Genomic DNA, 22,548 nt, shown 5'->3' with positions numbered 1-22,548 from the left:
ATCAGCATCCTTGTCAGTCGAGCAGATGAGCGTTGAGGTCAGGGCGATAGACCTGCAGGAGCGGCGCGGTCACGGTGCCTTGCAGCGAGCAAAACACGGTGGTGTGTCCCACGAGCGACGGGGACGTGTCGCCCGCGTCGACCATCAGCACACGGTCTACGAAACCAAACGGCGTAGCGACGCCGGGACCGGTCAGCCCTTCGGTGCGCCATTGGCCGATCGGGTCACCGACACGGCGGATTTCGGCGCGGGTAATGGCTTTGCCCTGACTGACAAAACGGGCGTTATCAACGATCAGCGGCTTGAGCTTTGCAGCCACCTCTTGCGGCGAGCCATCGGCTACAAAACCCCAGAACAGAAAATTGCCGACGTCCTTGATGGTTTGGGCCTGGTTGTAATAGCCGACCATACGCACGCCGTTAACGATCAGGGGCGTTTCGAAGTGTTGGTAAGTGCCACCTTCCTGCAGCGGGCTCATGATGGTCGGTGCCTTGACCGAACCGTAGTCACTCAGGCGCAAGGTACCTGCTGGTAAGCGCGCATCGCGCAGGCTCTCGAAGAAATGCGCATCGCAACGAGAGAACTCGGTCAGCAGTTGTTCGGGCGTGGTGACGGCACGGGCGTGGGCAGTGCAGGCGACGGCGAGCAATGCAACGCCGGAAAAAAGAGAGCGGAACATTAAAATCATCCGTGAAGTGGGAACAACAGCTGTCGGCGGGTGAGTGGGAAACTTTAGCAATACGGGCCTGCCGGAGAATACCCCTGTGCGGCTGGTCCGGCCCTGCCCGGCATAAGCTATCCTGCGCTGCGACATGCACCGCCTGTCACAGACTTTCGAGCAACCTTAAAAACGGCGCACCAGGAGAGCTGCATGTTGATCGGCCATCGCTTCGAGCGCACCGCCCAGGGTGACCTGCACATCCACTCGCGCAATCGGGTGCAAAGCGCATTCGTGCTGCTGACCGGCGCAATGGCCTTCATCCTGCCGCTGGCCTTCGTCGTGTTGGGGTTCAGCGCTGAAAATGCGTCGATGGCGGACCTGGACCCACTGTCCTCGCTGCTGATCGTGCTCGGCCTGCTGCTGATTCCTGCTCTTGGCCTGCTGCTGATGGTGTACACCGGCACCCGCGAGACCTTGCTGTTATCGCGGCACAGCGGTGAAGGCACGCGCCGCACCCGTAACTTTTTCGGCGGCCGCGAACGGGTGCAGTCGGTGTTCAGCATCAATGCCCTCCATGCCCTCGAACTTCGCCGCCGCCCACAGGCCGAGCCGGTCTATACCCAGCTGTGGCTGGTGATGCGCGATGGCAGCGAGCAGCGTTTGACCACCGACAACGTGCCGGTGGTGCCGGGCAGTCAACGCACCGACAGGTGGCTGCGTGAGCTGGCCGGCTACCTGAACCTGCCGGTACCCACCGAGGTGGTGGTCGATCCGGCGGCCAGGGCGACCGCCTATAGGCCCGCCCCCGCCCACGACAGAGCGGCAAAGGGGGTCAAGCCGAAGGGGAAAGAGCTCACCTCTTCACACGAATCGAGCGAGAAACTCGGCCTTCCCGCCCGCGCCCTGCTCACCCTGCTGGGAGCGTTCCTGGCGGTGCTGGAGTTGACTCACGTGATCGCATTGATGCGTGCGCTGTTGACCGGACGGCTGCGGGTCAGCGGGCTTCGAACGGGGTCGACAAGTTTTTACTGGGCTGAGCAACCGATGGTTTTTTCATTCAACCTGCTTGTCGGCATCGCCGAGGTGCTGATTATCGGGTTGATCGCCTGGGGTTGCCTGCGCACGGCGATACTGGGCCGACTTAAAGCCAATCCCTGAGCGCCGCCCTACGACACAAGATCGCTCTTTTATGGTTTTGACTGCGGTTGCGCCATCTGCCGACCTGTCAACATTCACAGTATCCGCCACGGCTGTCAGCGTTCAGAGTAAAGACTACTCAGCCGAGGAGTTCGCCATGCACATCTCCAGCTCGAACCTGGTGTCCATCCGCGCAGCATCGATGATTTTGCTGTGGCCTGCGGTACTGTTCAACCTTGCAGCCTGTACATCGAGTTCCAATACCAACACGGCCGGCAGTATGTGCCCGGGTATCGGGAACATCCACCAGACCAAAGAGTTAAAAGGCTATAGTTACACCGCACTTTCACCCGGCAGCGGATGGAAAGGTGAGAACCCCTATGCACAAGAGCACTACCTCAAGGGAATGAAGTTTGAATCGGCCGCTATTCGCACTGCGCAGCAACGCGAAGGCCAGCCCGAATATTATTTCGTAGCCTGTGACTACGAGGGGCCGGAGCAGTTGGCGTTTTTGAGAATGTCCCAGCGTTTCCCTGTACGACCTCGCGCGGTCGGCCCAAATTGGACGGCAGACGACTTCTGCCGGGCTGGTTCGGTGGACGGTTGCCAATTCACGATATTCACCGAAGTGCCGTGATAGATCTTCGCCGTAAGCTGATGCCCTAAGGCATGCACGCTGCTAATCTCAGGCATTTGGCCCCTGCAGACTCTCTATGCCCCTGACCCATCGCGAAACCGCCCGCCTCGACCGCTGCCTCATCGCCGCCCTCACCGACGCCTGCGAAACCGCCAAGACTGAAATCCCCGGCTTCGATTGGCTGACCCACACCGTCGACTACAACGCCTTCCCCCAAAGCCTGCGGGTGATCTGGGTGTTCGACAGCCGCGCCAGCAAGGAGCACGCCCTCTCGACCGGGGCAGACACACGCATGCGAGAGCTGACTGCCGCCGCACTCAACGATGCGGACGTGCGCGGCGCGCCCATGGAGCGCTGCGTACACTTCGACTCCGAGGAAGAATGCCGCCTGCGCCATGACGGCGATTGGCGCGTGCGCCTGGCCAAGGTGCATACGGCCAAGGTGTGAGTGCGCGTCTTCCTGGCGCCGGTTGTACCAGTGGGCATGGCATCTGCGGGCTTTCGCGATGGTTGCTGCACGGCTGCATTTTTACCCCACCAGGCAGGTCACGCCTGCGTACTGAACCGCTGCACTCCACGCCGCTCATACATCGCCGCTTCCGTCGCTTGCGTCGCCCGCTCGCCTTTGTATTGCAGTTGTTGGATAAAAGTCCGGTCCTTGGCCCCCTTGATGTCCGATGGGTCGTGATCCGTGAGTAGAGGCGCCAGATCAAGGGTCTTGGCGAAGTTTTCGTTAGTCAGGCTGTAAAACCCCAGGCCCGACCAGACGGAATCGGCGTCCACCGTGTCGATGGCGGCATTCCGGTAGGCAATGGCTGCGCTTTTCAGGCCCAGGGATCGGTTGAGCAAATCCGTCAGCCGCTGGGTATCCGAGCGGCTGAGCTGGCTGGCCGAATCCAGCACTTTCAGACGGCCATCGGCTTCGACGGTGAAGCCGTATTTTTTGCCGGCCAAGTCGGGAGCGGTGGCCGACAGCGCTGACTCGAATGACTTGTAGGAAGCCTTCAGCGTACTGAACGCCCCGTTGAAGATTTCAGCGCGGCGAGGAAAGTCTCGCGACTGGGTACGACCGACCCAGGTGTCGACCACCTCCAGCGGTTCCAAGGGGGCGCTGGCTGATCCACTGGGATGGTAGACGGCTGCCGGGGCGGCGTTGGCCAACGCGTCTTTCGCGGCGTCCGTCAGGGGCTGGGCCACGAGTTTCTGCTCGGAAAGTGTAAGACTGGTGTTGGCCGGCGGGAGATAGGCAGCGCTGACGGAAAGAGCCATTTCATCGATCCTTGATTGGCGGGTTCATACAGGTTATCGCCGGAAATCGGCCGAGCTTTAGACGACCAACCTGCAGGATCGTACAAGCCAGGCGCTCCGCGGCCTCGATAGTCTGGCCGTCTTACCTACCAGAGGATGGATCATGGCTACGTCACAGCACTCGGCACAACCGGTAAACCTCGCGCAAAAGGCATCGCTCATCGACGCGCAGTGGAGCCCCAGGGTCGTCGCCGAAATGAACGACTACCAGTTCAAGGTGGTGCGCATCGAAGGGGAGTTCATCTGGCACTCGCACCCGGAAACCGACGAAGCATTCCTGGTGCTCGAAGGGACGCTGCGTATCGATCTGCCGGAAGGCCCGGTGTACGTGGCGGCGGGCGAGTTGTATGTGGTCCCGCGTGGCGTTGAACATCGGACTGCCGCCGAGGGTGAGGCGAAGCTGATGATGATTGAGCCTCGAGGCATCTTGAATACCGGCCACGAAGGCGGCGAACGTACGGCCACGAATGATCTGTGGATCTGAAAAGTGGCGCGGGTGTAGATACTCTCGGTCATTGAACCGAGCCTTTAGCGGGTAATTTCTGGATAATGCCCAGCTCCCGCCCCCGATACGGACATCCCGCTCGATGAAGTTGCCCACCGCCGCCGCCCTCCTCCTCGCCTCTGCGCTGCTGCCTTCCATCGCCCACGCCGACGACGCCGCGCTGACCGACACGCTCAAGGCCTTCACCCGCTGCGACGCGACGTTCTTCAGCCGCCTGAACAGCCACCGCGACGCCTGGCAGGCCTACGCACCGCTCAAGCAGGACAAAGACTTCGCGTGGATCGCGGTGGTCAACCGCGCGGACCGCAAGGCTAACGCGGTGCCGGTCAGCACGCCGCCCATCGCCGGCTTGAAGCTGTTGTCGTACGCCGACGAGGCCACCGACCTCGGCAACCTGGGGCTCTACTATTACTGGGGCTTTGTTGTGCAAGGCAACATCGACGAGGTTGCCCAACGCCTTGCCCCGCTGCTCGACCAACCGGCTCGCCTGCAAAAAGGCGACGGCGCCTACATCCGTAGCGAGCTCAAGGTCGGCGACCGCTGGCAGGCCATCAAGCCACGGCCCGGCACCGCGCCAGGCACCCGCGAAGTCGAGCGCGTACTGCTGGTAGAGCCCGAGGGCAGCGACGGCACGCAATCGCGCATCAGTTGTTCGTTGCAGGGTGGTGTGGATGCGGCGCTGCTGGCCTGGTCGCGGCCGGACATCCAACCGGTGGACTACCCGCGCACTATCGTGGAACCAAGCATCAACGACGTCGCCGTCCCCGCCAGCGTGCTCCAGCGCCTCGACTCGGCCCTGCTGCAGCCGAAGTTCAAGACGTTGAGCTACACGTACCTGTCGAAAAAAAGCGATGGCAGCAACGACAGCCCCACCTCGGTGACCTTTACGGCGGTGGGTGGCTTGCTGAACAAGAATGAGATCTACAGCGACACCTTCCATGTCGAGCGCCTGGTACAGGCGGACCTGATCCAGTTGAAGTCGAAGATGAACGGCGTGGGCGACGGGCAGGTGCTGCTGACCCGCGAAGCCGAGCTGAGTATTCCGAGCAGTTGGACGCCTGGCCAGACGCTGAGCGCCAACCTGCACATGGCGAACGTGCCCGGCAAACCGACCGATACCCCACTCGATACCTTTGTGAGCTGCAAGGTCGGCCAGCGCTTCCCGGCCCGACAGGTGTTTGCCTCGTTGACCGGCGACGCCATCAAGCTGGAGTGCGAGCAAGGCGACTACAAGACCTCGCGCGCGTTTATCGAAGACCTGGGCATTGCCCTGACGCTGGCAACGACCTCGAGCAAAATGCGCTCGGCGTATGAATACACGGCGTTCGAGGTGGTGCGTTAATCGGCAAAAAGGAGGTATGCCATGGAACTGAAATTCAGCCACGTCGATGTACTGGTCGAAAACCTAGAGGACGCCTGCGCGTACTACGCACAGGTGCTCAACGCGCGCATCTCCAAGACCTTCGTCTGGGAACGCGGCGGCCTGCATGTGCGCTACGCAGTGGCGTTGATGGGGCGAGAGCGGTTCATGCTGGTCCAGCCGATCGCAGGCAACCTCAGGGCGCTGTTGGACACCCATGGCGAAGGCATGATTTACCGCCACTGCTATTCGACGCCGGACATCGAGCAGGCCTATGACGAATTGATCGCGTCGGGTGTACAACCCGAAGATGAAAACGGCCAGCCCCTGGCACGGGAGAACCTGCAAACGCCGTCCGGTGGACGGATTATCTGGTTGCCCAAGCGCTTTGGGAATTTCTCTATCGAGATTCTGGAGGAACACTGGCTGGAGGCCTTTATCCTGAAAGCATTTGCCGATTCGGGGCACTCTGCACCCGCCTAGCAGTCTGTTCCTACACACCCCATGCCCCGCGGAGTTCCCATGATCATTGTCCATCACCTCAACAACTCACGTTCGCAGCGCATTCTGTGGCTGCTGGAAGAGCTTGGCCTGCCGTACGAGATCAAGCGCTACCAGCGCGACCCGAAAACCAACCTTGCGCCGCCGGAACTCAAGGCGATCAATGCGCTGGGTAAATCCCCGGTGATCGAAGACGGCGCCAACGTGGTGATCGAGTCCGGCGCCATCGTCGACTACCTGATCCGCCGCCATGGCAATGGCCGCCTGCAGCCGGACCCGGCCACGGCCGCCTACGACCAGTACGTGCAATGGCTGCACTTCGCCGAAGGCTCGGCCATGCTGCCGCTGATGCTTAACCTGTATGTGGGCCGCCTGGGTGAAGCCGGTGCGCCGCTGCACCCGCGGATCGAATCGGAAGTGGCCAATTACCTCGGTTACCTCAACGAGGCGCTGGCACACACGCCGTATCTGCTGGGGGATGACGTGAGCGGCGCGGACATCCAGATGAGCTTTATCGGCGAAATCGCCAAGGCCCAGGGCAAGCTGGCGGCGTACCCGCACCTGGCGGCGTGGGTACAGCGGTTCCAGGCACGCCCGGCTTATCGCCAGGCGCTGGAACAGGGTGGGGAGTATGCGTTTGCCAAGTGAGTAGCTTGCCCTCGACTGCGTGACAGAGGCTAAGGCGCCGCCATCTGCCACAGCGAAGCGCCCACGCCGGTGATGCTCTCTCCCGCAATCAACCCCGCCGCTGCGGTAATCGCAAACCGCTCGGTGAGGCTCGGCCAGCGGCAGCTCACCAGCCAGGTGAGCACCGCACCCAGGGCCATCATCAGCGACACCGAAGCTGGCAGCACAAACGCCAGCCCCAACGCGGCAGCACTGGGCAGGTAGCGGGCGCGATGGGCGGGTAACAGGCTGTCGAGTACGCCCAGCAACACCCCGGCCAGCCCTGCGATACCGATCGCCCAGCGAATGCTCGCCGACAATGAATCCAGCCCATGGGTGAGGGTTTGCGCCACGGCTTTCCAGGTCGCGACCGCCGGCGCCGGCCATTCCTCGGTGAGCAACATCGAATGCGGATCAGGAATCAGCGCCAGGTACGCGAACACCCCGACGATGCTGCCAATGAAAATCCCCAGGATCTGCGCGATCACTTGCTTGTGAGGCGTGGCACCAATGGCCTTGCCGACCTTGAAGTCGTTCATCAGGTCGGTGCACTGCCCGGCCGAGCCGCCAGCGGTGTTGGCGCTCATCAGGTTGATCGGCACCTGCCCCGGCGCGACGATACCGAAGCTCAGCTGGGACAACTGCCCGATGGCGCCAATCGGCGGAATACCGGTGGCGCCCACCACACGGGCAGCGACGGCCGCCAGGCAGATCGCCAGGGGGATGGTCAGCAACGCCATCCACAGGTTGATGCCGAACAACAGCGCCTGCAGGCTCACCACCAATACGATCGACAGCACAAAACCGGCGGCCGGCCCGGGTTTGGGTACGCTCCAGGCTTGCCCGCCGGCCGACTTGGTCGAGGTGTATAACGCCCACAGACGAATCGTCAGCGACGCCAAGGTCGAGCACACCATCAGGCTCACTCCCGGCCACAGCAACCACTCCACCAACGCCGCAAATTGCGGGCCGCTGCTGCCGGCCGGCAAGCTCACCAGGCCTTGCGCCAGCAACCACGGGCCCAGGCCGCCCCAGGCGAGCAAGGCGCCGAGCAGCAGGGTCAGGCCGACACGAATGCCGATAATGCCGCCAAACCCCAGCAGCAACAGCGAGGGGTCGGCAGTGAAGGTCAGGCGCTCCAACTGGGCGGTTGGCGACCAACGCGGGAAGGCCCACACAAAGGTGTCCACCCACTTCATCAGCCCGGACAGCAACGCCGCACTGAGCAGCACCTTCAAGCGCGTCGCCGCTTCGCGCCCATGGTTGTAGATATGCAGCAGGGTTTCCAGGGTGGCCATGCCTTCGGGAAACTTCAGCGCCTTGTCATTGAGCAACGAAGGCCGCAGGTACCAGGCGATCCAGATGCCCAGGAAACTCACCGAGAACACCCAGGCGATCATCGGCAGCGCATCCAGCTGGTTGCCGGTCAGCAGGGTATAGGCCGGGATCGGCGCCACCAGCCCACCGGAAATGATCGAAGCAGCGGCCGAGGCGACGGTCTGGTTGATATTGCTCTCATGCAGCGTCCACGGCAGCTGCTCCGACGACCGCCTCGCCAGGCCCTGCCAGATCGCATACCCCACCAGCAGGGCAATGATCGACATGTTGAACGACCAGCCGATCTTCAACCCGGCGTACACGTTCGAAGGGGTCAGCAGGATACCGAGCACGGTGCCGGTGATGACCGCGCGCAGGCTCAGTTCGCGTTCGACGGGGGGATGAAGGGGGACCGTTGATGAGGTGGCATGCATGCGGATTCCTTTCGGCAGGGGAACAGGACGACATAACAAGTGAGCCCCTCAAGGCCTGAAGGTTCCTACGCGGCAAGCGGGCACCGTTTTTTGATGAGCGGGCTTCAACCACTGCGCCATCAATTACTCAATCAGAGCCATGCAGCATCCCATAACGAATAATCCCCTACCTGCTCCACCAACCCGGCCCGCAAAGGGTTGGCAATGATGTAGCGAGCCATCTTGCGAACATCATCCTCCGCACGGACAGCCCTATCGTGATAACCGGATTGCCAGACACGCTCCTTGCTTTGACGACGCCGGTTGATGGTCAGCGTGCTACGCGACTTCATACGCCGCACCACGTCGGGCAAGGTCTTCCGCTTCAGCTCAAACAACCAGTGAATATGGTCAGGCATGATGACCCAGGCCAGAGAGTCGACCAATCCCAGCTCATGAACCTGCCGGAATTCGGCCACCAACAGACGACCCAGATAAAGGTCGGTGAATAGCTGCTGACGGTGATGCACGACAATGGTAATGAGGTAACTGCGTCCGTATTCAGAGTAACGACCGTGACGCAGGCGATGGGATTGGGGTGTGGGGCGCATTCCGATGCTCCTGGGGACCGTCCTGAAAAGCATTAACACTAGCGCGCCGTAGCTGGCGAGCCAGTGTCATCGGGTGACTGAATGTATCCAGCCCGGAGTGACCTGGCTTTTGTGGTGAGCGGGCTTGCCCCGCGCCGGGCTGCGAAGCGGCCCCAAAAGCTGTTATCAGGATTCACCTGGAAAAACGCGGTGTTCTTGATGGGGCCGCTTCGCGGCCCGGCGCGGGGCAAGCCCGCTCACCACAGAAGCCCGCTCACCACAAAAAGTCCGTTCACCACTACGCGGGCGTACAACCCGTTCCCCCGGCCACCTCGCCATCGGCTTGTGCCTTGTCCAACAGTTGCTGCACCCACGGCCCGTTCCGGGGATTGACCACGCCATAGCGGTCCGGGGGGAAAAACGCCCAATGATGGGCGATTGCAGTAAGGCGCTTGAGCTCATCGGCCGCCAGCCAATACCCGGTGTCCAGCAAGGGCAGCGGTTCGCCGTCGAAACGTCGCCCCAGCATCAGGTTGGTGCCGGGGGCGAAGGTAAAGGCCAGGTCCTGGCAGGGTTGCAGTTGTTTGTCCGGTGCCGGCATGCGGCCGACTCGGTTGTACGTGAAGTCACCGGGGTATTCGTCCTTGAATACCAGCCAGTGGCCCGCCGTGGTCTTGGCGACGATCCACTGCGACACCCCGCTGCTCTGGGTGCGTTCGAGCTGGCCGTTTTTCCATTGCATCAGGGCGTTGCAGTCGGGATCGTAGTCCGAGGCCCACAGGCTGGTGCCCGACACCAGCCTGTGGCGCTCCAGCTCGACCACGCCCTGGTCCGGCATGGCCTGCCAGTAGCGCTTGATGGGATCGCGGGTATCACGCAGGTAGTTGCGCAGCCCCCAGGCCGCCGTAAAGACCACCGCCGCCAATACCTGCCAGGCAAAGGTGTCGCCGATGACACGGTCCACGTCCAGCCCTGGCGCGAACGCGGCCCCGTACAGCCACACGCCCAGCATGAACACCAGGCTGGGCAGGAACACACCAAAGCACAGCGGCGGCAGCAGCACTTCGATCCAACTGAAGTGATGCCCGGCTGCATGCTCCCGTGCCCAGGCCTGCTCCTGGGCGAGCATGGGTGCCTGTTCGCGCGGGCCGATGCCGGGATCGGGGGCCTTGAAGCGCCAGTAAAGTGCGATGGGATCGTTATTCATGCCGCGCATCATGCCCTTGGCGCGGGCAGAGATACAGCGCCCCGACCACCGATAAAACAATCATTGCCGAGACCCGCCTACAGTCATACGATGACTGATCACGCCCATAACAATAAAGGATCACCTGTGAACAAACCCCTGCTCCTGGCCGCCGCTGTGGTCTGCGGCCTCAGTGCCCACGCCCACGCCGCCACGTTTGCGTACATCTCCAGCCCGGTTGACGGGCTGATTTCCCAGTACCGCCTCGACGAAAGTAACGGCGCCCTGAGCCTGGTCGAGCAAGTGACGGCCGGCGACCAGGTCAACCCCATGGCCCTCAGCCCCGACGGCAAGACCTTGTTCGCGGCGTTACGGGTCAAGCCGTTTCAGGTCCAGGGCTTCAGCATCGACCCGACAACCGGCCGCCTGACGCCGCAGTCCAAGGCGCCACTGGCCGAAAGCATGGCGTACCTGGCCACCGACCGCGCCGGGCGCTATTTGCTCGCGGCGTCCTACGGTGCCGATACCCTCAGCGTCCAGCCCATCGACAAGCCTGAACCTATCCACACCTACAAGACCGGCCTGCATGCCCACTCGCTGCGCACCGACCCCAGCAATCGCTTTGCCTACGCCGGCAACCTGGGCACGGACCATGTGCTGCAATACCACTTCGACGCCGCCACCGGCGCACTCACCCCGATCGGAAGCGGCTTCGTGAGCGTGCCGGCCAATACCGGGCCTCGGCACCTGGCGTTTTCGGCCAACGGCAAGTACCTGTATGTGGTCGGTGAAATGAGCGGCACTGTCACCGCGTTTGCCATCGATGACAGTACCGGCGCGCTGACCCAGATTGGCGTGGCCAATGGCATTCCCGAGCGTTTGAAACTGGCCCATGGTGAAGTGCGTGACGCGCGCAACAATGACCTGAAAGACGACCCGACACCGCGCATCTGGGCGGCCGACCTGCGCCTGTCGCCGGACGGCAAGCTGTTGCTGATGAGCGAGCGCAGCAGCAGTTCGGTGTCGGCGTTTGCGGTGGATACCGCCACCGGCGGCCTGCGCTATGTCGACAACTACCCGGTCGAGGAGAAGCAGCCGCGCAATATCGCGTTCTCCCCCAACGGGCATTGGCTGCTGGTGACCGGTGAAAAAAGCGACAAGGTCGGCACCTATGCAGTCAGCGCCAGCGGTGCGTTGAAGCGGGTGGGGGAAGCGGCGTCGGGCAAGGGGGCGCTGTGGATTGAGGTGCTGCATACCTCGGCCAACTGACCTGAACCTGTGGGAGGGGACTTGCCCCCCACAGGGTTGGATCTTGAGGGTGTACAGGCCTCAGCTCAGGCGAAACCGTGCAGTGTTATCACTCAACGCCTGGCTGCCCTTGCTCAAGGTGTCCGCCGCACGGTTTACCGCGCGGGCGCCGTCCAGCAGGCGCCCGGCGGCCTGGTCGACTTGCTGGATATTGCCGCTCACTTCATCCGCCGTCGCTGCCTGCTCCTCCACCGCCGTGGCGATTTGCGCCAGGGTGTCGGTGACGTTCTGCACCGCGCCGGCAATCTCGCCCAGGCGCGTGCCCAGGCCGGTGACGGACTCGGCATCGGTCAACGCCTGCTCGCACGCGGCGCCCATCAGCGTCACCGCCTGGCTCACGGTGGCGCGCAGGCTGTCGACGGTGCCGGCGATCTGCGCCGTCGAGGCCTGGGTGCGTTGCGACAGGCTACGCACTTCATCGGCGACCACCGCAAACCCCCGGCCCTGCTCGCCTGCGCGGGCGGCTTCGATGGCTGCGTTGAGCGCCAGCAGGTTGGTCTGCTCGGCGATGCCGCGAATGGTGTCGACCACCGATTGAATCTGCTGGCCTTGCTGGCTGACCTGCTGCAAGGCGTCCGAGGTGTCGGTCAGGCGCTGGTTGAGCTGCTGGATGCTGGCGGTGGTGCGCTGGCTGTCGCGGCTGCTGTCCTCGGCGATGCGCCGGGTCTGCTGGGCACTGCCCGAGGCCTGTTCGCAGCTGCGCGCGACGCCCATGGACGTGGCGGCCAACTGCGTGGCGGCGGCGGCGATCTGGCTGATCTGGTGCTGCTGGTCCTCGACTTCGCTGAGGGTGCTGCCCGATTGCGAATTAAGGGTGAGCACCGCCGAGCCGAGTTGCTGGGTTTCGTGATTGACGCCGAGCAGGCTGGTGCGCAATTGCACCACCGCGACGTTCAGCGCGGTGCTGATCGCCGCGAGTTCGTCGCGCCCTTCTACCGTCACGGCCACGCACAGGTTGCCGTCGCGCAGGGACTCGGCCAGCGTAGTGATGCCGCTGGCGCTTCGACGGATGGACGCTTGCAGGCACATGAACAGGTACAGCGCCGCCAACGCCAACAGGCTGAACGTTGCCGCCATCGGTATGAATTGCGTGTTCGCGTGCTCGTGGTAGTAGTCCAGGCGCGCATCCATCGACGTCAGCGACTGAACACGCAACGCGCCAAGCGAGGTAAGCATGGCGTCGATACTGCGCTCGAAACCGGCCGTATCCAGCTTGATGCTGCCGCCGAACACGCCGTCGTCGAGCACTTTGAGTTCGTTATCCAACAACTGCAGGCTGGTGTCGTATTGCGCTGTCCACGATTCCATCCCGGCGTATTGCTTGGCCTTGAGCGAAGCCGCAGCCTTGACCAGTTGATCCCGCGCATCGCCGATGCGGCTGCGCAAGTCGCGCATCTGCAAACGGCTCTGCAAGGTGAACTGCCCCGAGGAAATCGAGGACTGCCCGACACTGGCCATCCGCCCGATACGCTCGATCAGGTCGGGCGTTTGCTGGGTGCCCATCTGCATGAGCATGTAGGTTTCCAACCAGGGATCGAGGATCAGGCCGGCGTCGAGAGTGATCTGTTCGCGCAGGGCCTGCATCGCCGTCAGCGCGGCGGTGAAGCGGTCGTAGCCATCCGGCCACCAACCCACGGTGCGCAGGGACGCCGAGTCCATGCCCTTGACCGTGGCCTGCAAAGCCTCGAAGCGGGCCAGGACGTCAGCGCCGGCGTTCTGGGTTTTCAGGGCATCACCGAGGGCCTGCAGGCTTTGCAGGATCAGCGGGAAATTGGCATCCACCTTATCCATCGCCGCCTTCGCCGCTGGCGTCGGGGCATGCAGGATGTCCGCCGCTTTCCAGCGCGCAGCCAGGTTACGTTGGACGGTCAATTGGCCATCCAGCGCGTCCAGGGCCAACAGTTGACGAAGGCCGGACTGCTCAGCGGAAATCACGCCTAACTTGTCGCGATAGTCCTGGCCGATCATCCACAGGCTGCCCGCCAGGGGCAGCATGAACAGGAAGAACAGGATCTGGAACTTACGCGCGAAGCCGAAACGTCCGAGCAGGCGGATACCGGGTGATAAAAGGCTGTGCATGTCCACTCCCAAAAACAACCCACGCGTTAGACGGCAGGCGAAGCCTTGAAATGACTAACGGCAAAATGCCATGTCATTGATTAGGTTGGCACTAGCAAGATACGGGCCGCTGCTGCACAGCCCTGAAACAGGGCACACGACGCGCCAATACGGCCCGAGGCGCGCTCGAAAATGGGGCAAAAGCACCCAGTTGCGACACAGGCATCGTCACCTGCAGAGACGACCACCCGAGGCGCGCACTGAAACGCCCTCAATCACCACAACCTATCGGCCGCACACGGGGAGAACTTGAAGGGTATCCGCCGGGCTGTTCACGCCAGCAGCCGGGTAATCCACTGGACCTGCTCGGCGATGGCTTGCGCCTTCGCCTGCGGCACCCGCTGCCGAGCCTGTTCAAAGCCCGCCAGGGTGCGTTTTTTCAGGCGCAGCGCACGCTGCCACTTGGCGAGGAACGCCGGGCTGCGGGCCTGCAGGTGCAAGGGGCCGAAGTACAGCTCCTCAGCGCTGTACACCACCGGTTCGGCGCGCTCGGCCGTGATGATTTCATAGTAGAAGCGGTTTTCATGCAGCAGCTCCTCACTGAGGATGCGGTAGCCATTGCTCATCAACCAGTAGCGCAACGGCTGTTCGCCGCCGTTGGGTTGCAGGATCAGACGTTCGCGGCCGCTGAGGTGGGCCTTGCCGTTGTCGAGGATGTCGCGGATCGTCTCGCCGCCCATGCCGCAGACGCTGATCGCGGTGATCGCGTCCGCCGGCTGTATCGCCGACAAGCCATCGGCCAGGCGCACCGTGACGTGCTGCTCCAGGCCATTGTCGCGCACGGTGCGCTGCGCCGCGTGGAACGGCGTGCTCGCCACCTCGCCCGCCACCGCCGCCTCAATCACGCCACGGCGCATCAAGGCCACCGGCAGGTAGGCGTGGTCCGAGCCGATATCGGCCAGCCGCGCGCCCCTCGGCACCTGCGCGGCCACGCGCTCCAGGCGCATGGACAAGGTGTGTTCGTTCAACCTGTGTTCCTTTTTATTCGCCGGAAAATCGATCCCGGCTGTTGGTCAGATGCAACACCATCGCCGCCCTTGCGGCATCCGGGTCCTGGCGCTTGATCGCGTTGAAGATCGCCTCATGCTCCAGGTTCGCCAGTTGCCCGAGCTTGGCAAAGTCCGCCCCGCCGCGCTCGGCGCCCTTCACCTGGGTACGCGGAATCATCGCATTGCCCAGGTGCTGCATGATCTCGGTGAAGAACGTGTTGCCGGTGGCTTCGGCGATCAACTGGTGAAAACGCCTGTCCTCTTCCACGCAGCTGTCGTTGTTGACCAGCGAGGCCTGGTAGTCGTCGAGAGCGGCGCGCATGTGGGCCAGCTGCGCGTCGGACCTGCGCACGGCGGCCAGCGCCACCGCCTGCACTTCCAGGCCCAGGCGCAGCTCGAGCATGTTGCGCACGCTGGCGACGGTGTCCACATGCAGGCGCAAGCCTTGCTGGGCCTGTTGCGCCAGCACAAAGGTGCCGATGCCATGGCGCGTCTCCACCAGCCCCGAGGCTTGCAGCTTGGACAGGGCCTCGCGCACCACGGTCCGGCTCACCCCATGCTCGAGCACGATGGTGGATTCGGACGGCAGTTTTTCACCGGGCTTCAACTGCCCAAGCAGGATGCGCTGGGTCAGGGCGTCGAGCACGCCTTGGGCCAGGTTGTTGGAGCGTCTACGGACGGGAGGTCCACTATCAATGGGCATCGTTGCGGGTCCACGGGGTTGGGCTGGAGGGAGCTTAACATCCTGATCGGGCACGAGGCGGTGTTGATTCAAAAGCCAGTCAACTTGTATGACAACCAATCTGATGCCTGCCTTACCTCAATCATCGTCACCGTGAAGAACTCGCGACAACCAACCTTCTTTACCCCGCCAAAACCCCAATAAACATTAATCAAATAACCAAAATACCCGATAACCGTACGGTCTTATAAGAACAAATCACTCACGACCGCATTGCGAACCTCAGAAACTCACTTGTATGATGTCTATCAACAAAACACGCAAACCCGCATAAAAACAATCAGGGGGAGTTTTGAATTGTGAACAATTCAAGCCATGCATCTGCCGCACCAGAAAGTGATCCGGTCCTCGCGCGCGCCGTGAGCAAAGTGAAGGGCCATGTGCTCCCACTGTTCGTGATCATGTTCATCCTCAACTACATCGACCGGGTCAATATCGGCTTTGTGCGCACGCACATGGAACATGACCTGGGCATCGGCGCTGCCGCCTATGGCTTCGGTGCCGGGCTGTTCTTCATCGGCTACGCGCTCTTTGAAGTGCCCTCCAACATGCTGCTGCAAAAGGTCGGCGCGCGCATCTGGCTGACCCGCATCATGTTCACCTGGGGCATCGTCGCCACGCTGATGGCGTTCATCCAGAACGAAACCCACTTCTACATCCTGCGCTTCCTGCTGGGCGTGGCCGAAGCCGGGTTCTTCCCTGGGGTGATCTACTACTTCACGCGCTGGCTGCCGGGGGTTGAGCGCGGCAAGGCCATTGCGATTTTCCTCAGCGGCTCGGCGGTGGCCTCGTTGATCTCCGGCCCGCTGTCAGGCGCGCTGCTGCAGATCGAAGGGTTCGGCTTCCACGGCTGGCAATGGATGTTCGCCATCGAAGGCCTGGCCTCGGTGGTGATCGGTTTCTTTGTGTGGTTCTGGCTCGATTCCAAGCCCCACGACGCCAAATGGATGACCCGCGAAGAACAGGATGCGCTGGTCAACGCCATCGACCAGGAACAGCGCGAGCGTGAAGCCCTGACCAGCGTCAAGCCGACCCTCGGCAAGCTGCTCAGGGACCGCCAGATCCTGCTGTTCTGCGCCCTGTACTTCTGCATTCAACTGACGATCTACGCGGCGACGTTCTGGCTGCCGAGCATCATCAAGAAGATGGGTGACCTGAGCGATGTGCAGGTGGGTTTCTTCAACTCGATCCCGTGGCTGATCTCGATCATCGCCATGTACGCCTTCGCGACGCTGTCGGGCAAATTCAAGTTCCAGCAGGCCTGGGTTGCGGCTGCGCTGTTGATTGCCGCAGCAGGCATGTTCATGTCCACCACCGGCGGGCCGATCTTCGCGTTCGTGGCGATCTGCTTTGCGGCCATTGGGTTCAAGTCGGCGTCTTCGCTGTTCTGGCCCATCCCACAGGGCTACCTGGACGTGCGCATCGCCGCAGCCGTGATTGCCTTGATCAACTCCATCGGCAACCTGGGTGGCTTCGTTGCGCCGACCACTTTCGGCTTCCTGGAGCAGACCACCGGCTCGATCCAGGGCGGTCTCTACGGCCTGGCCGGCACCTCGGTGCTCGCCGCGATCCTGGTGTTCTTCGCCAAGACCTCGCCCGCTGCCGCATCGGCCTCGCCGGGCGCCGTGCCCACCGGCGCTGCCATCAGCAAATCTCTCTGAGCCTCTTTAGGAATTAGCCATGAATACTCCCGTCATCACCCACTTCCAGGTCATCCCGGTGGCCGGTCACGACAGCATGCTGCTCAACCTCAGCGGCGCCCACGGCCCTTACTTCACGCGCAATATCGTGATTCTCAAGGACAGCAGCGGCAACACCGGCGTCGGTGAAGTGCCCGGCGGCGAACGCATCCGCGAAACCCTGGAAGACGCGCGCAGCCTGGTGATCGGCCAACCCATCGGCCAGTACCAGCGCGTCCTCAACCAGATGCGCAGCACCTTTGCCTCACGGGATTCGGCGGGCCGTGGCCTGCAAACCTTTGACCTGCGCATCACCATCCATGCCGTCACCGCCATGGAAGCCGCCCTGCTCGACCTGCTGGGCCAGTTCCTCGAAGTGCCGGTGGCTGCCCTGCTCGGCGAAGGCCAGCAGCGTGATGCGGTGAAAATGCTCGGCTACCTGTTCTATGTCGGCGACCGCAGCGCCACCGACCTGGCTTACCGCAACGAAGCCGACAGCGACGATGCGTGGTTTCGCCTGCGCCATGAAACCGCCCTGACCAGCGAGGCCGTGGTGCGCCTGGCCGAAGCCGCCAAGGCCAAGTACGGCTTCAACGACTTCAAGCTCAAGGGCGGCGTATTGAGCGGCGACGCAGAGATCGAAGCCGTCACCGCCCTGGCCGAACGCTTCCCCGATGCACGCATCACCCTCGACCCCAACGGCGCCTGGTCACTGAAAGAAGCCATCCGGCTGTGCCGCGACCAGCACCACGTGCTCGCCTACGCCGAAGACCCATGTGGCGCCGAAAACGGTTACTCGGGGCGCGAAGTCATGGCCGAATTCCGCCGCGCCACGGGCCTGAAAACCGCCACCAATATGATCGCCACCGACTGGCGCGAAATGGGCCACGCGATCCAGCTGCAATCGGTGGACATCCCCTTGGCCGACCCGCACTTCTGGACCCTGCAAGGCTCGGTGCGCGTGGCGCAGATGTGCCATGAGTGGGGCCTGACCTGGGGCTCGCACTCCAACAACCACTTCGATATTTCCCTGGCCATGTTCACCCAAGTGGCCGCCGCCGCCCCGGGCGACATCACCGCCATCGACACCCACTGGATCTGGCAGGACGGCCAACGCCTGACCCGCGAACCGCTGAAAATAGAAGGCGGCTATGTGAAAGTGCCGGCCAAGCCCGGCCTGGGCGTGGACATCGACATGGACGCCGTGGCCAAAGCCCACGAACTGTACAAAGGCATGGGCCTCGGCGCACGGGATGACAGCGTGGCGATGCAGTTCCTGATTCCGGGGTGGCGTTATAACAACAAGCAGCCTTGCCTGGTGCGCTGAAGCGCTGGGTTCTGGGGGCGGCTCGGTCTCCATAACACCATCAATCCCATGTGGGAGGGGGCTTGCTCCCGATGGCGGAGTGTCAGTCGATACATGGCTGGCTGACACACCGCAATCGGGAGCAAGCCCCCTCCCACATGGGTCCTCGGTGTTTTACAAGGGTTGTGGTCGCTCGCTAAACCGCGCGTCAGGGTTTACCGGCCAAAGCCCGCTTTGCTCTTGCAGCTTTCTTGACTGCCACCGCCGCAATCGGCTGCACCGTCAGTTCCACGCCTAACGCCAGCATCAACTTCTGAATCGTCTCATAGCGCGTTTTAGAACCGCCTTTCAGCGTTTTATACAGGCTCTCGCGATTAACCCCCGCAGACTCCGCCACCTTGTTCACGCCCTGGGCCTTGGCGACCTCGGCAAGCGCTTTCATGAGCACCTGCGGGTCTTGAGATTTCATGCTCTGCGCCAGATAAGCGCTGATGGTTTCCGGGCTATCGAGGAAGCGCGACGCTTCATAGACGCTGGTACCGGAGGTATCAAGATCGAGGATCGGCATGTCCTCTGGTTTGAATTTCGATTCGCTCATTTCATCTACCTCTCAGGGCATCAAGGATCTCTTTTGCCCGTTTGATTCCTCTGTTCTGGTCGGTTTTATCACTGCCCCAGAGCATCAGGTAAGCAGTGATGCCCGTACGCACAAAGTAAATTCTGTAGCCGGGCCCGACAAACACACGCATTTCACTCACCCCATCGCCTACAGGTGCACAATCGCCGAAATTGTTTTCCTCGGCTCGGTCTAACCGTGTGAGAACAGCGGTTTTTCCATAAATATCGCTCATGCCGTCGAGCCATGTATCGAACTCCGGCGTCCTGCCGATCAGATGGGTCACAGAATTATTTGTAGCCTACTGGCTACTCCTTGTCGATGCCAGTGAATTTTGAGTCCGGAATACTCCGGAAGAAAAATCCTAGTCCAGCGCTCGCATAAGCAGCCGATCGATACTATTAGCGCCTGTGTCTAACCTTCACCACGCCTCAGCACCTGCGCATTCTCCCGCTATCACGGTGGCTGACACTCCGCCATCGGCGGCAAACTGAGGCGGCAGACGATAGAGATGAAGCCCAAAGAAAACGTCCTGCACAGCCGCTTCACTTTGCGTAAAATGCGAGCCGTTCTCGATCAGGAAAACTCAACCCAGGAAGGGTAACTCTATGCTTGCCTTGAAGTATTCCGAGACGCAGGAAGGCGTTTACTGCCCCAAGAAACGTATGTTCACCCCATTGCATCGGTGCGATTCAGAGCGGATCACGCACACCGCACTGGATGGAGGCACACGCTTCACAGGCCCCTATTTCAAGCTGAAAGCGCTGTCAGCCATGCAACTTGCTGACGCGCCCGAAGCGCAAGAAACCGACCTCACGCCACCAACGGTGCACGTCTGATCAATTTCGCGGGTTCCTGCCTTGGTATCGGAACGCCCCACTGAGTCCGTGAGGCCGTCGCGCCGCCACTGCGGGCCTCAAACGCAAGGAAACCAGGACATGGCAACAGCAAAAACCAAAAAGGCGTTTGTGTATTCGGCATGGGGGCTACTGTTTTTGAGCCTGGTCGGGGTTTTAGTCATACAGGCCTTCCAGGAACCCCCCCAGCCCAGTAAAACCACTTTCCTCAGCGACCTCATCATCGTGACCGCACGAACGACGCCCGGGAATCGAAAGATCGACGAGCATCTAACCTTCGTTCGCGCGGAAGCGGCCAACAGTCACGCCCTCAAGTTCTATTACACGTTGGTCGATTACGATACCCATCCCGAGGACGTTGACTTGGGCGTGATGAAATCAAGCATCACCCAGGCTGTCTGCGCCGCGCAAATGCCAAGGGACCAGTCCATCATTTCATTGGGTGGCACCTTCATTTACATATTCGGCAGCAAAAATGTAAAAGAGGTTGGACGGTTCGAAATCAACAAGCAGAGCTGTAATGGCTAATGAGCTGGCCCCCCTTCAACCGACTCGCTCGAACCGCCGCCGCTTCAGGAACAACCCCACCCCCAACGCCACCGCAAAGATCGACAGCAACCCCAGGTCAGCCCCCCATGGACGGACCTGGCTCGCCGCCACGCAGCCGACCGCCCCCGCCACCACCAGCAGCCCCCCCAGCCACGTGCGAAGCAGGTACGGTTTGACAAACCGATCGAGCAGAAAAAACAGCACCAGGGCCAGGACCAACTGGGTAATGTCAGACATGTGCTTCTCCCGTCAGGTCTTGATGATCAGTGTCGAGGCGCTGCGTTGCGGGCCGATGCCGCCGTTGACCTGCGCTTCGATGCTGACCAGTACGTCGCCGGCATGATAGGTGGGCAGGATTTCATTGGCATACATGCGCACACCCGCGCCAACAGGAACACCCACGTAAGGGGAAGCCACAGCAGAAGTGGCGCCAGCGAAGGCACTGGCGGCCAGGTTGGCGATCCTGGTGCGCTGGGCATTGAGGGTGTCGCCCTGTTGCCGCGTCAGTGGCTTGGAGATGCCGATCATCATCACGCACGGCAGGCTCTTGGCCAACATCTTGTCGTACACCTCGACGACCTTGCTGTTGACCTCGTAATGGGCACTTTTCGCCTCGCCAAAATGCAGCTCGCGCAGGCGTCCGCGTTCGCTGTCGGTGAGGGTGATCTGCGAAACGTTGAACACGATCCCGTGATTGCCCATGTATTGGAACGTCCCTTCGAACTTCATCGCACGCATCCTTTCGAGCCAAAGGCGGGGATTCTCTAGAAGGCGGGCAGTGGATTCAAGGCATAAGAAAGGAAATGAGAAAATAGGGGGTCAGGCCGTTCTCACCTGTCGCGACCTTCCCCCCGGCGCTACTCACGTTCAAGTCCGCTTGGGCAACTTCCAGTTCGGCCGGATGAAGTGGCAGGTATAGCCGTTGGGTATCCGCTCCAGATAATCCTGATGCTCCGGCTCCGCCTGCCAAAACTCCCTGGCGGGTTCAATTTCCGTGACCACAGGCCCCGGCCACAGGTTGGAGGCATCCACGTCAGCCGCAGTATCTTCGGCAATCTCCCGTTGCTGTTCGCTCAGGTAGTAAATCGCCGAACGATAGCTTGGCCCCAGATCATTGCCCTGCCGGTTCGGCGTGCTCGGATCATGGATCTGGAAAAAGAACTCAAGGATCTGCCGGTAGGAAATCACCGCCGGGTCAAACACGATCTCAATCGCTTCAGCATGGTTGCCATGGTTGCGGTAGGTGGCATTCGGCACATCGCCACCGGTATAGCCGACGCGCGTCTGCAGCACGCCGGGGTAGCGTCGCAACAGGTCCTGCATGCCCCAGAAGCAGCCGCCGGCGAGGATGGCGGTTTCGGTTGGGTTGGTCATGGTCTGTCCTTGCGGTTAATGGAGACAGGGATAGTTATGGGGCAATGCTGGGCAATACCAAGTTCAATCAAAGAAAACTGCCCGCCCCTATCGACTCAAGGTTTATTCCTGGAACGAAACGCCGCCACCTTCATCCGGTTGCCGCAGGTCGCCATGCTGCACCAGCGGCGGCGGTGTGATTTGCTCAGGTCATGGAACAACAGCACGCAATCGTGGGCCTCGCACTGCCGGACAAATTCAAACTTATCGTTCGTGACCAAGCCCACCAGCGACTCGGCCACCGGCCCAAGCAGGCTGGCCGGGCGTCCCTCGACAACAACCTCCAGTGATCAACGCAACCCAATGCAGGAGCGAGCTTGCTCGCGAAAAACGTCAACGATAACGCCGCGACTCTGGTTTCCCGCGGAGCTCCAGGATTCTTCGCGCGCCAGCTCGCGCCTACCTTGTAGACATGTCCTACAGCAAGCTGCAGCGCCTTGCCCCGCTGCCTACAGTTGCGTCAGAATCCGCCGGCTTGTGCGCTTGAGTGGGCGTCTCTAAGGTGGCCCGGTCGCTGACAACTCAGTGATCGGGTTTAGTAGCCCGAGGGTCAATTACACTTAGTGCATGAGCTTCATCTATCAGACGTTCCTGTCTGTACCTGATGGTGGCTGTGCGTAGGGCGCCTTCGGGTGCGCCGGCTTTGTGTAATTCCCCGGTCTACTAACCTGCGTACAGCTGCCACCCTTC

Annotated in this window: 26 protein-coding genes; 12 read left to right on the top strand and 14 right to left on the bottom strand. The window is 61.7% G+C overall.

Annotation, left to right across the window (positions count from 1 at the left end; translation table 11 throughout):
• Positions 1 to 13 precede the first annotated feature (13 nt).
• Positions 14 to 679 (bottom strand): hypothetical protein, encoded by a 666-nt coding sequence (locus C8K58_RS13465; RefSeq protein ID WP_092354950.1) that lies wholly within the window; start codon positions 677 to 679, stop codon positions 14 to 16.
• 192 nt (positions 680 to 871) lie between these two features.
• Between C8K58_RS13465 and C8K58_RS13460 the strand changes: the two genes are divergently transcribed.
• The 3 genes from C8K58_RS13460 (at position 872) to C8K58_RS13450 (ending at position 2,883) form a co-directional block, all read left to right on the top strand.
• Positions 872 to 1,819 (top strand): hypothetical protein, encoded by a 948-nt coding sequence (locus C8K58_RS13460; protein WP_108573817.1) that lies wholly within the window; start codon positions 872 to 874, stop codon positions 1,817 to 1,819.
• A 136-nt stretch (positions 1,820 to 1,955) separates the two neighbouring features.
• Positions 1,956 to 2,435, top strand: coding sequence for a DUF3757 domain-containing protein (locus C8K58_RS13455; protein WP_158277077.1), 480 nt, complete (start codon positions 1,956 to 1,958; stop codon positions 2,433 to 2,435).
• A 76-nt stretch (positions 2,436 to 2,511) separates the two neighbouring features.
• A complete protein-coding gene (locus tag C8K58_RS13450; RefSeq protein ID WP_027604037.1) occupies positions 2,512 to 2,883 on the top strand; it encodes a hypothetical protein in 372 nt (123 codons plus the stop codon).
• 98 nt (positions 2,884 to 2,981) lie between these two features.
• Here C8K58_RS13450 and C8K58_RS13445 read toward each other — a convergent pair whose 3' ends face one another.
• Positions 2,982 to 3,704 (bottom strand): hypothetical protein, encoded by a 723-nt coding sequence (locus C8K58_RS13445; RefSeq protein WP_108573816.1) that lies wholly within the window; start codon positions 3,702 to 3,704, stop codon positions 2,982 to 2,984.
• Between the two features lie 142 nt (positions 3,705 to 3,846).
• Here C8K58_RS13445 and C8K58_RS13440 point away from each other — a divergent pair, with 142 nt between their 5' ends.
• The 4 genes from C8K58_RS13440 (at position 3,847) to C8K58_RS13425 (ending at position 6,757) form a co-directional block, all read left to right on the top strand.
• Positions 3,847 to 4,227: a cupin domain-containing protein gene (locus tag C8K58_RS13440; RefSeq protein WP_027604035.1), complete on the top strand. Its 381-nt coding sequence runs from the start codon at positions 3,847 to 3,849 to the stop codon at positions 4,225 to 4,227.
• Between the two features lie 103 nt (positions 4,228 to 4,330).
• On the top strand, positions 4,331 to 5,590 hold the full coding sequence (locus C8K58_RS13435; RefSeq protein WP_027604034.1) for a hypothetical protein: 1,260 nt from the start codon (positions 4,331 to 4,333) through the stop codon (positions 5,588 to 5,590).
• A 21-nt stretch (positions 5,591 to 5,611) separates the two neighbouring features.
• Positions 5,612 to 6,091, top strand: coding sequence for a VOC family protein (locus C8K58_RS13430; protein WP_108573815.1), 480 nt, complete (start codon positions 5,612 to 5,614; stop codon positions 6,089 to 6,091).
• A gap of 39 nt (positions 6,092 to 6,130) precedes the next feature.
• On the top strand, positions 6,131 to 6,757 hold the full coding sequence (locus tag C8K58_RS13425; protein ID WP_108573814.1) for a glutathione S-transferase family protein: 627 nt from the start codon (positions 6,131 to 6,133) through the stop codon (positions 6,755 to 6,757).
• 29 nt (positions 6,758 to 6,786) lie between these two features.
• Here C8K58_RS13425 and C8K58_RS13420 read toward each other — a convergent pair whose 3' ends face one another.
• The 3 genes from C8K58_RS13420 to C8K58_RS13410 form a co-directional block, all read right to left on the bottom strand.
• The gene (locus tag C8K58_RS13420) at positions 6,787 to 8,526 is read right to left on the bottom strand and encodes an OPT family oligopeptide transporter (RefSeq protein WP_092354968.1); all 1,740 of its coding nucleotides are present in this window, start codon (positions 8,524 to 8,526) and stop codon (positions 6,787 to 6,789) included.
• Between the two features lie 131 nt (positions 8,527 to 8,657).
• Positions 8,658 to 9,116: a transposase gene (locus C8K58_RS13415; RefSeq protein ID WP_092354971.1), complete on the bottom strand. Its 459-nt coding sequence runs from the start codon at positions 9,114 to 9,116 to the stop codon at positions 8,658 to 8,660.
• A 277-nt stretch (positions 9,117 to 9,393) separates the two neighbouring features.
• Positions 9,394 to 10,302, bottom strand: coding sequence for a hypothetical protein (locus C8K58_RS13410; protein ID WP_223841619.1), 909 nt, complete (start codon positions 10,300 to 10,302; stop codon positions 9,394 to 9,396).
• 126 nt (positions 10,303 to 10,428) lie between these two features.
• Between C8K58_RS13410 and C8K58_RS13405 the strand changes: the two genes are divergently transcribed.
• Positions 10,429 to 11,550 (top strand): lactonase family protein, encoded by a 1,122-nt coding sequence (locus C8K58_RS13405; protein WP_108573813.1) that lies wholly within the window; start codon positions 10,429 to 10,431, stop codon positions 11,548 to 11,550.
• Positions 11,551 to 11,610: 60 nt separating this feature from the next.
• On the opposite strand, the gene C8K58_RS33090 is transcribed toward C8K58_RS13405, so the two are convergent.
• The 3 genes from C8K58_RS33090 to C8K58_RS13390 all read right to left on the bottom strand — a co-directional run bounded on the left by C8K58_RS33090 (position 11,611) and on the right by C8K58_RS13390 (position 15,399).
• Complete coding sequence (locus C8K58_RS33090) at positions 11,611 to 12,303, bottom strand: methyl-accepting chemotaxis protein (RefSeq protein WP_370671250.1); 693 nt, start codon at positions 12,301 to 12,303, stop codon at positions 11,611 to 11,613.
• 1,676 nt (positions 12,304 to 13,979) lie between these two features.
• A complete protein-coding gene (locus tag C8K58_RS13395) occupies positions 13,980 to 14,675 on the bottom strand; it encodes a tRNA (adenine(22)-N(1))-methyltransferase TrmK (RefSeq protein WP_108573812.1) in 696 nt (231 codons plus the stop codon).
• Positions 14,676 to 14,688: 13 nt separating this feature from the next.
• Positions 14,689 to 15,399, bottom strand: a complete 711-nt coding sequence (locus C8K58_RS13390; RefSeq protein WP_108573811.1) for a FadR/GntR family transcriptional regulator — start codon at positions 15,397 to 15,399, stop codon at positions 14,689 to 14,691.
• A gap of 338 nt (positions 15,400 to 15,737) precedes the next feature.
• Between C8K58_RS13390 and C8K58_RS13385 the strand changes: the two genes are divergently transcribed.
• The gene (locus C8K58_RS13385) at positions 15,738 to 17,099 is read left to right on the top strand and encodes an MFS transporter (RefSeq protein WP_027604026.1); all 1,362 of its coding nucleotides are present in this window, start codon (positions 15,738 to 15,740) and stop codon (positions 17,097 to 17,099) included.
• Positions 17,100 to 17,118: 19 nt separating this feature from the next.
• The gene (gene gudD, locus C8K58_RS13380; RefSeq protein ID WP_108573810.1) at positions 17,119 to 18,444 is read left to right on the top strand and encodes a glucarate dehydratase; all 1,326 of its coding nucleotides are present in this window, start codon (positions 17,119 to 17,121) and stop codon (positions 18,442 to 18,444) included.
• Between the two features lie 187 nt (positions 18,445 to 18,631).
• Here gudD and C8K58_RS13375 read toward each other — a convergent pair whose 3' ends face one another.
• The gene (locus C8K58_RS13375) at positions 18,632 to 19,021 is read right to left on the bottom strand and encodes an addiction module antidote protein (RefSeq protein WP_092354977.1); all 390 of its coding nucleotides are present in this window, start codon (positions 19,019 to 19,021) and stop codon (positions 18,632 to 18,634) included.
• 1 nt (position 19,022) lies between these two features.
• Entirely contained in the window at positions 19,023 to 19,325 is a 303-nt protein-coding gene (locus C8K58_RS13370; RefSeq protein ID WP_027604023.1) for a type II toxin-antitoxin system RelE/ParE family toxin, read from the bottom strand.
• Positions 19,326 to 19,647: 322 nt separating this feature from the next.
• Here C8K58_RS13370 and C8K58_RS13365 point away from each other — a divergent pair, with 322 nt between their 5' ends.
• Both C8K58_RS13365 and C8K58_RS32710 read left to right on the top strand, forming a co-directional pair.
• Complete coding sequence (locus tag C8K58_RS13365) at positions 19,648 to 19,878, top strand: hypothetical protein (protein WP_092354980.1); 231 nt, start codon at positions 19,648 to 19,650, stop codon at positions 19,876 to 19,878.
• 99 nt (positions 19,879 to 19,977) lie between these two features.
• On the top strand, positions 19,978 to 20,424 hold the full coding sequence (locus tag C8K58_RS32710) for a hypothetical protein (protein ID WP_027604021.1): 447 nt from the start codon (positions 19,978 to 19,980) through the stop codon (positions 20,422 to 20,424).
• Between the two features lie 15 nt (positions 20,425 to 20,439).
• On the opposite strand, the gene C8K58_RS13355 is transcribed toward C8K58_RS32710, so the two are convergent.
• The 4 genes from C8K58_RS13355 to C8K58_RS13340 all read right to left on the bottom strand — a co-directional run bounded on the left by C8K58_RS13355 (position 20,440) and on the right by C8K58_RS13340 (position 22,085).
• Complete coding sequence (locus C8K58_RS13355) at positions 20,440 to 20,682, bottom strand: hypothetical protein (protein ID WP_027604020.1); 243 nt, start codon at positions 20,680 to 20,682, stop codon at positions 20,440 to 20,442.
• 12 nt (positions 20,683 to 20,694) lie between these two features.
• A complete protein-coding gene (locus tag C8K58_RS13350; RefSeq protein ID WP_092354986.1) occupies positions 20,695 to 21,174 on the bottom strand; it encodes a hypothetical protein in 480 nt (159 codons plus the stop codon).
• Between the two features lie 138 nt (positions 21,175 to 21,312).
• The gene (msrA, locus tag C8K58_RS13345; protein WP_092354989.1) at positions 21,313 to 21,819 is read right to left on the bottom strand and encodes a peptide-methionine (S)-S-oxide reductase MsrA; all 507 of its coding nucleotides are present in this window, start codon (positions 21,817 to 21,819) and stop codon (positions 21,313 to 21,315) included.
• Positions 21,820 to 21,914: 95 nt separating this feature from the next.
• The gene (locus C8K58_RS13340; RefSeq protein ID WP_371921652.1) at positions 21,915 to 22,085 is read right to left on the bottom strand and encodes a CGNR zinc finger domain-containing protein; all 171 of its coding nucleotides are present in this window, start codon (positions 22,083 to 22,085) and stop codon (positions 21,915 to 21,917) included.
• Positions 22,086 to 22,548 lie beyond the last annotated feature (463 nt).

Source organism: Pseudomonas sp. GV047, assembly GCF_003058245.1.
In the GTDB taxonomy this organism is placed as follows: Bacteria; Pseudomonadota; Gammaproteobacteria; order Pseudomonadales; family Pseudomonadaceae; genus Aquipseudomonas; species Aquipseudomonas marginalis.
The sequence above is the reverse complement of the archived record's forward strand: the minus strand, read 5'-3'. Positions and strand labels throughout refer to the sequence as shown.

Bases quoted from the DNA above. Each gene is read 5' to 3' on its own strand.
- C8K58_RS13425 (WP_108573814.1), top strand. From the start codon at position 6,131: ATGATCATTGTCCATCACCTCAACAACTCACGTTCGCAGCGCATTCTG.
- C8K58_RS13450 (WP_027604037.1), top strand. From the start codon at position 2,512: ATGCCCCTGACCCATCGCGAAACCGCCCGCCTCGACCGCTGCCTCATC.
- msrA (WP_092354989.1), bottom strand. From the start codon at position 21,819: ATGACCAACCCAACCGAAACCGCCATCCTCGCCGGCGGCTGCTTCTGG.
- C8K58_RS13435 (WP_027604034.1), top strand. From the start codon at position 4,331: ATGAAGTTGCCCACCGCCGCCGCCCTCCTCCTCGCCTCTGCGCTGCTG.
- C8K58_RS33090 (WP_370671250.1), bottom strand. From the start codon at position 12,303: ATGGGCGTCGCGCGCAGCTGCGAACAGGCCTCGGGCAGTGCCCAGCAG.
- C8K58_RS13410 (WP_223841619.1), bottom strand. From the start codon at position 10,302: ATGAATAACGATCCCATCGCACTTTACTGGCGCTTCAAGGCCCCCGAT.
- C8K58_RS13390 (WP_108573811.1), bottom strand. From the start codon at position 15,399: ATGCCCATTGATAGTGGACCTCCCGTCCGTAGACGCTCCAACAACCTG.
- C8K58_RS32710 (WP_027604021.1), top strand. From the start codon at position 19,978: ATGGCAACAGCAAAAACCAAAAAGGCGTTTGTGTATTCGGCATGGGGG.
- C8K58_RS13375 (WP_092354977.1), bottom strand. From the start codon at position 19,021: ATGAGCGAATCGAAATTCAAACCAGAGGACATGCCGATCCTCGATCTT.
- C8K58_RS13415 (WP_092354971.1), bottom strand. From the start codon at position 9,116: ATGCGCCCCACACCCCAATCCCATCGCCTGCGTCACGGTCGTTACTCT.
- C8K58_RS13465 (WP_092354950.1), bottom strand. From the start codon at position 679: ATGTTCCGCTCTCTTTTTTCCGGCGTTGCATTGCTCGCCGTCGCCTGC.
- C8K58_RS13460 (WP_108573817.1), top strand. From the start codon at position 872: ATGTTGATCGGCCATCGCTTCGAGCGCACCGCCCAGGGTGACCTGCAC.
- gudD (WP_108573810.1), top strand. From the start codon at position 17,119: ATGAATACTCCCGTCATCACCCACTTCCAGGTCATCCCGGTGGCCGGT.
- C8K58_RS13355 (WP_027604020.1), bottom strand. From the start codon at position 20,682: ATGTCTGACATTACCCAGTTGGTCCTGGCCCTGGTGCTGTTTTTTCTG.
- C8K58_RS13365 (WP_092354980.1), top strand. From the start codon at position 19,648: ATGCTTGCCTTGAAGTATTCCGAGACGCAGGAAGGCGTTTACTGCCCC.
- C8K58_RS13350 (WP_092354986.1), bottom strand. From the start codon at position 21,174: ATGAAGTTCGAAGGGACGTTCCAATACATGGGCAATCACGGGATCGTG.
- C8K58_RS13455 (WP_158277077.1), top strand. From the start codon at position 1,956: ATGCACATCTCCAGCTCGAACCTGGTGTCCATCCGCGCAGCATCGATG.
- C8K58_RS13420 (WP_092354968.1), bottom strand. From the start codon at position 8,526: ATGCATGCCACCTCATCAACGGTCCCCCTTCATCCCCCCGTCGAACGC.
- C8K58_RS13430 (WP_108573815.1), top strand. From the start codon at position 5,612: ATGGAACTGAAATTCAGCCACGTCGATGTACTGGTCGAAAACCTAGAG.
- C8K58_RS13440 (WP_027604035.1), top strand. From the start codon at position 3,847: ATGGCTACGTCACAGCACTCGGCACAACCGGTAAACCTCGCGCAAAAG.
- C8K58_RS13445 (WP_108573816.1), bottom strand. From the start codon at position 3,704: ATGGCTCTTTCCGTCAGCGCTGCCTATCTCCCGCCGGCCAACACCAGT.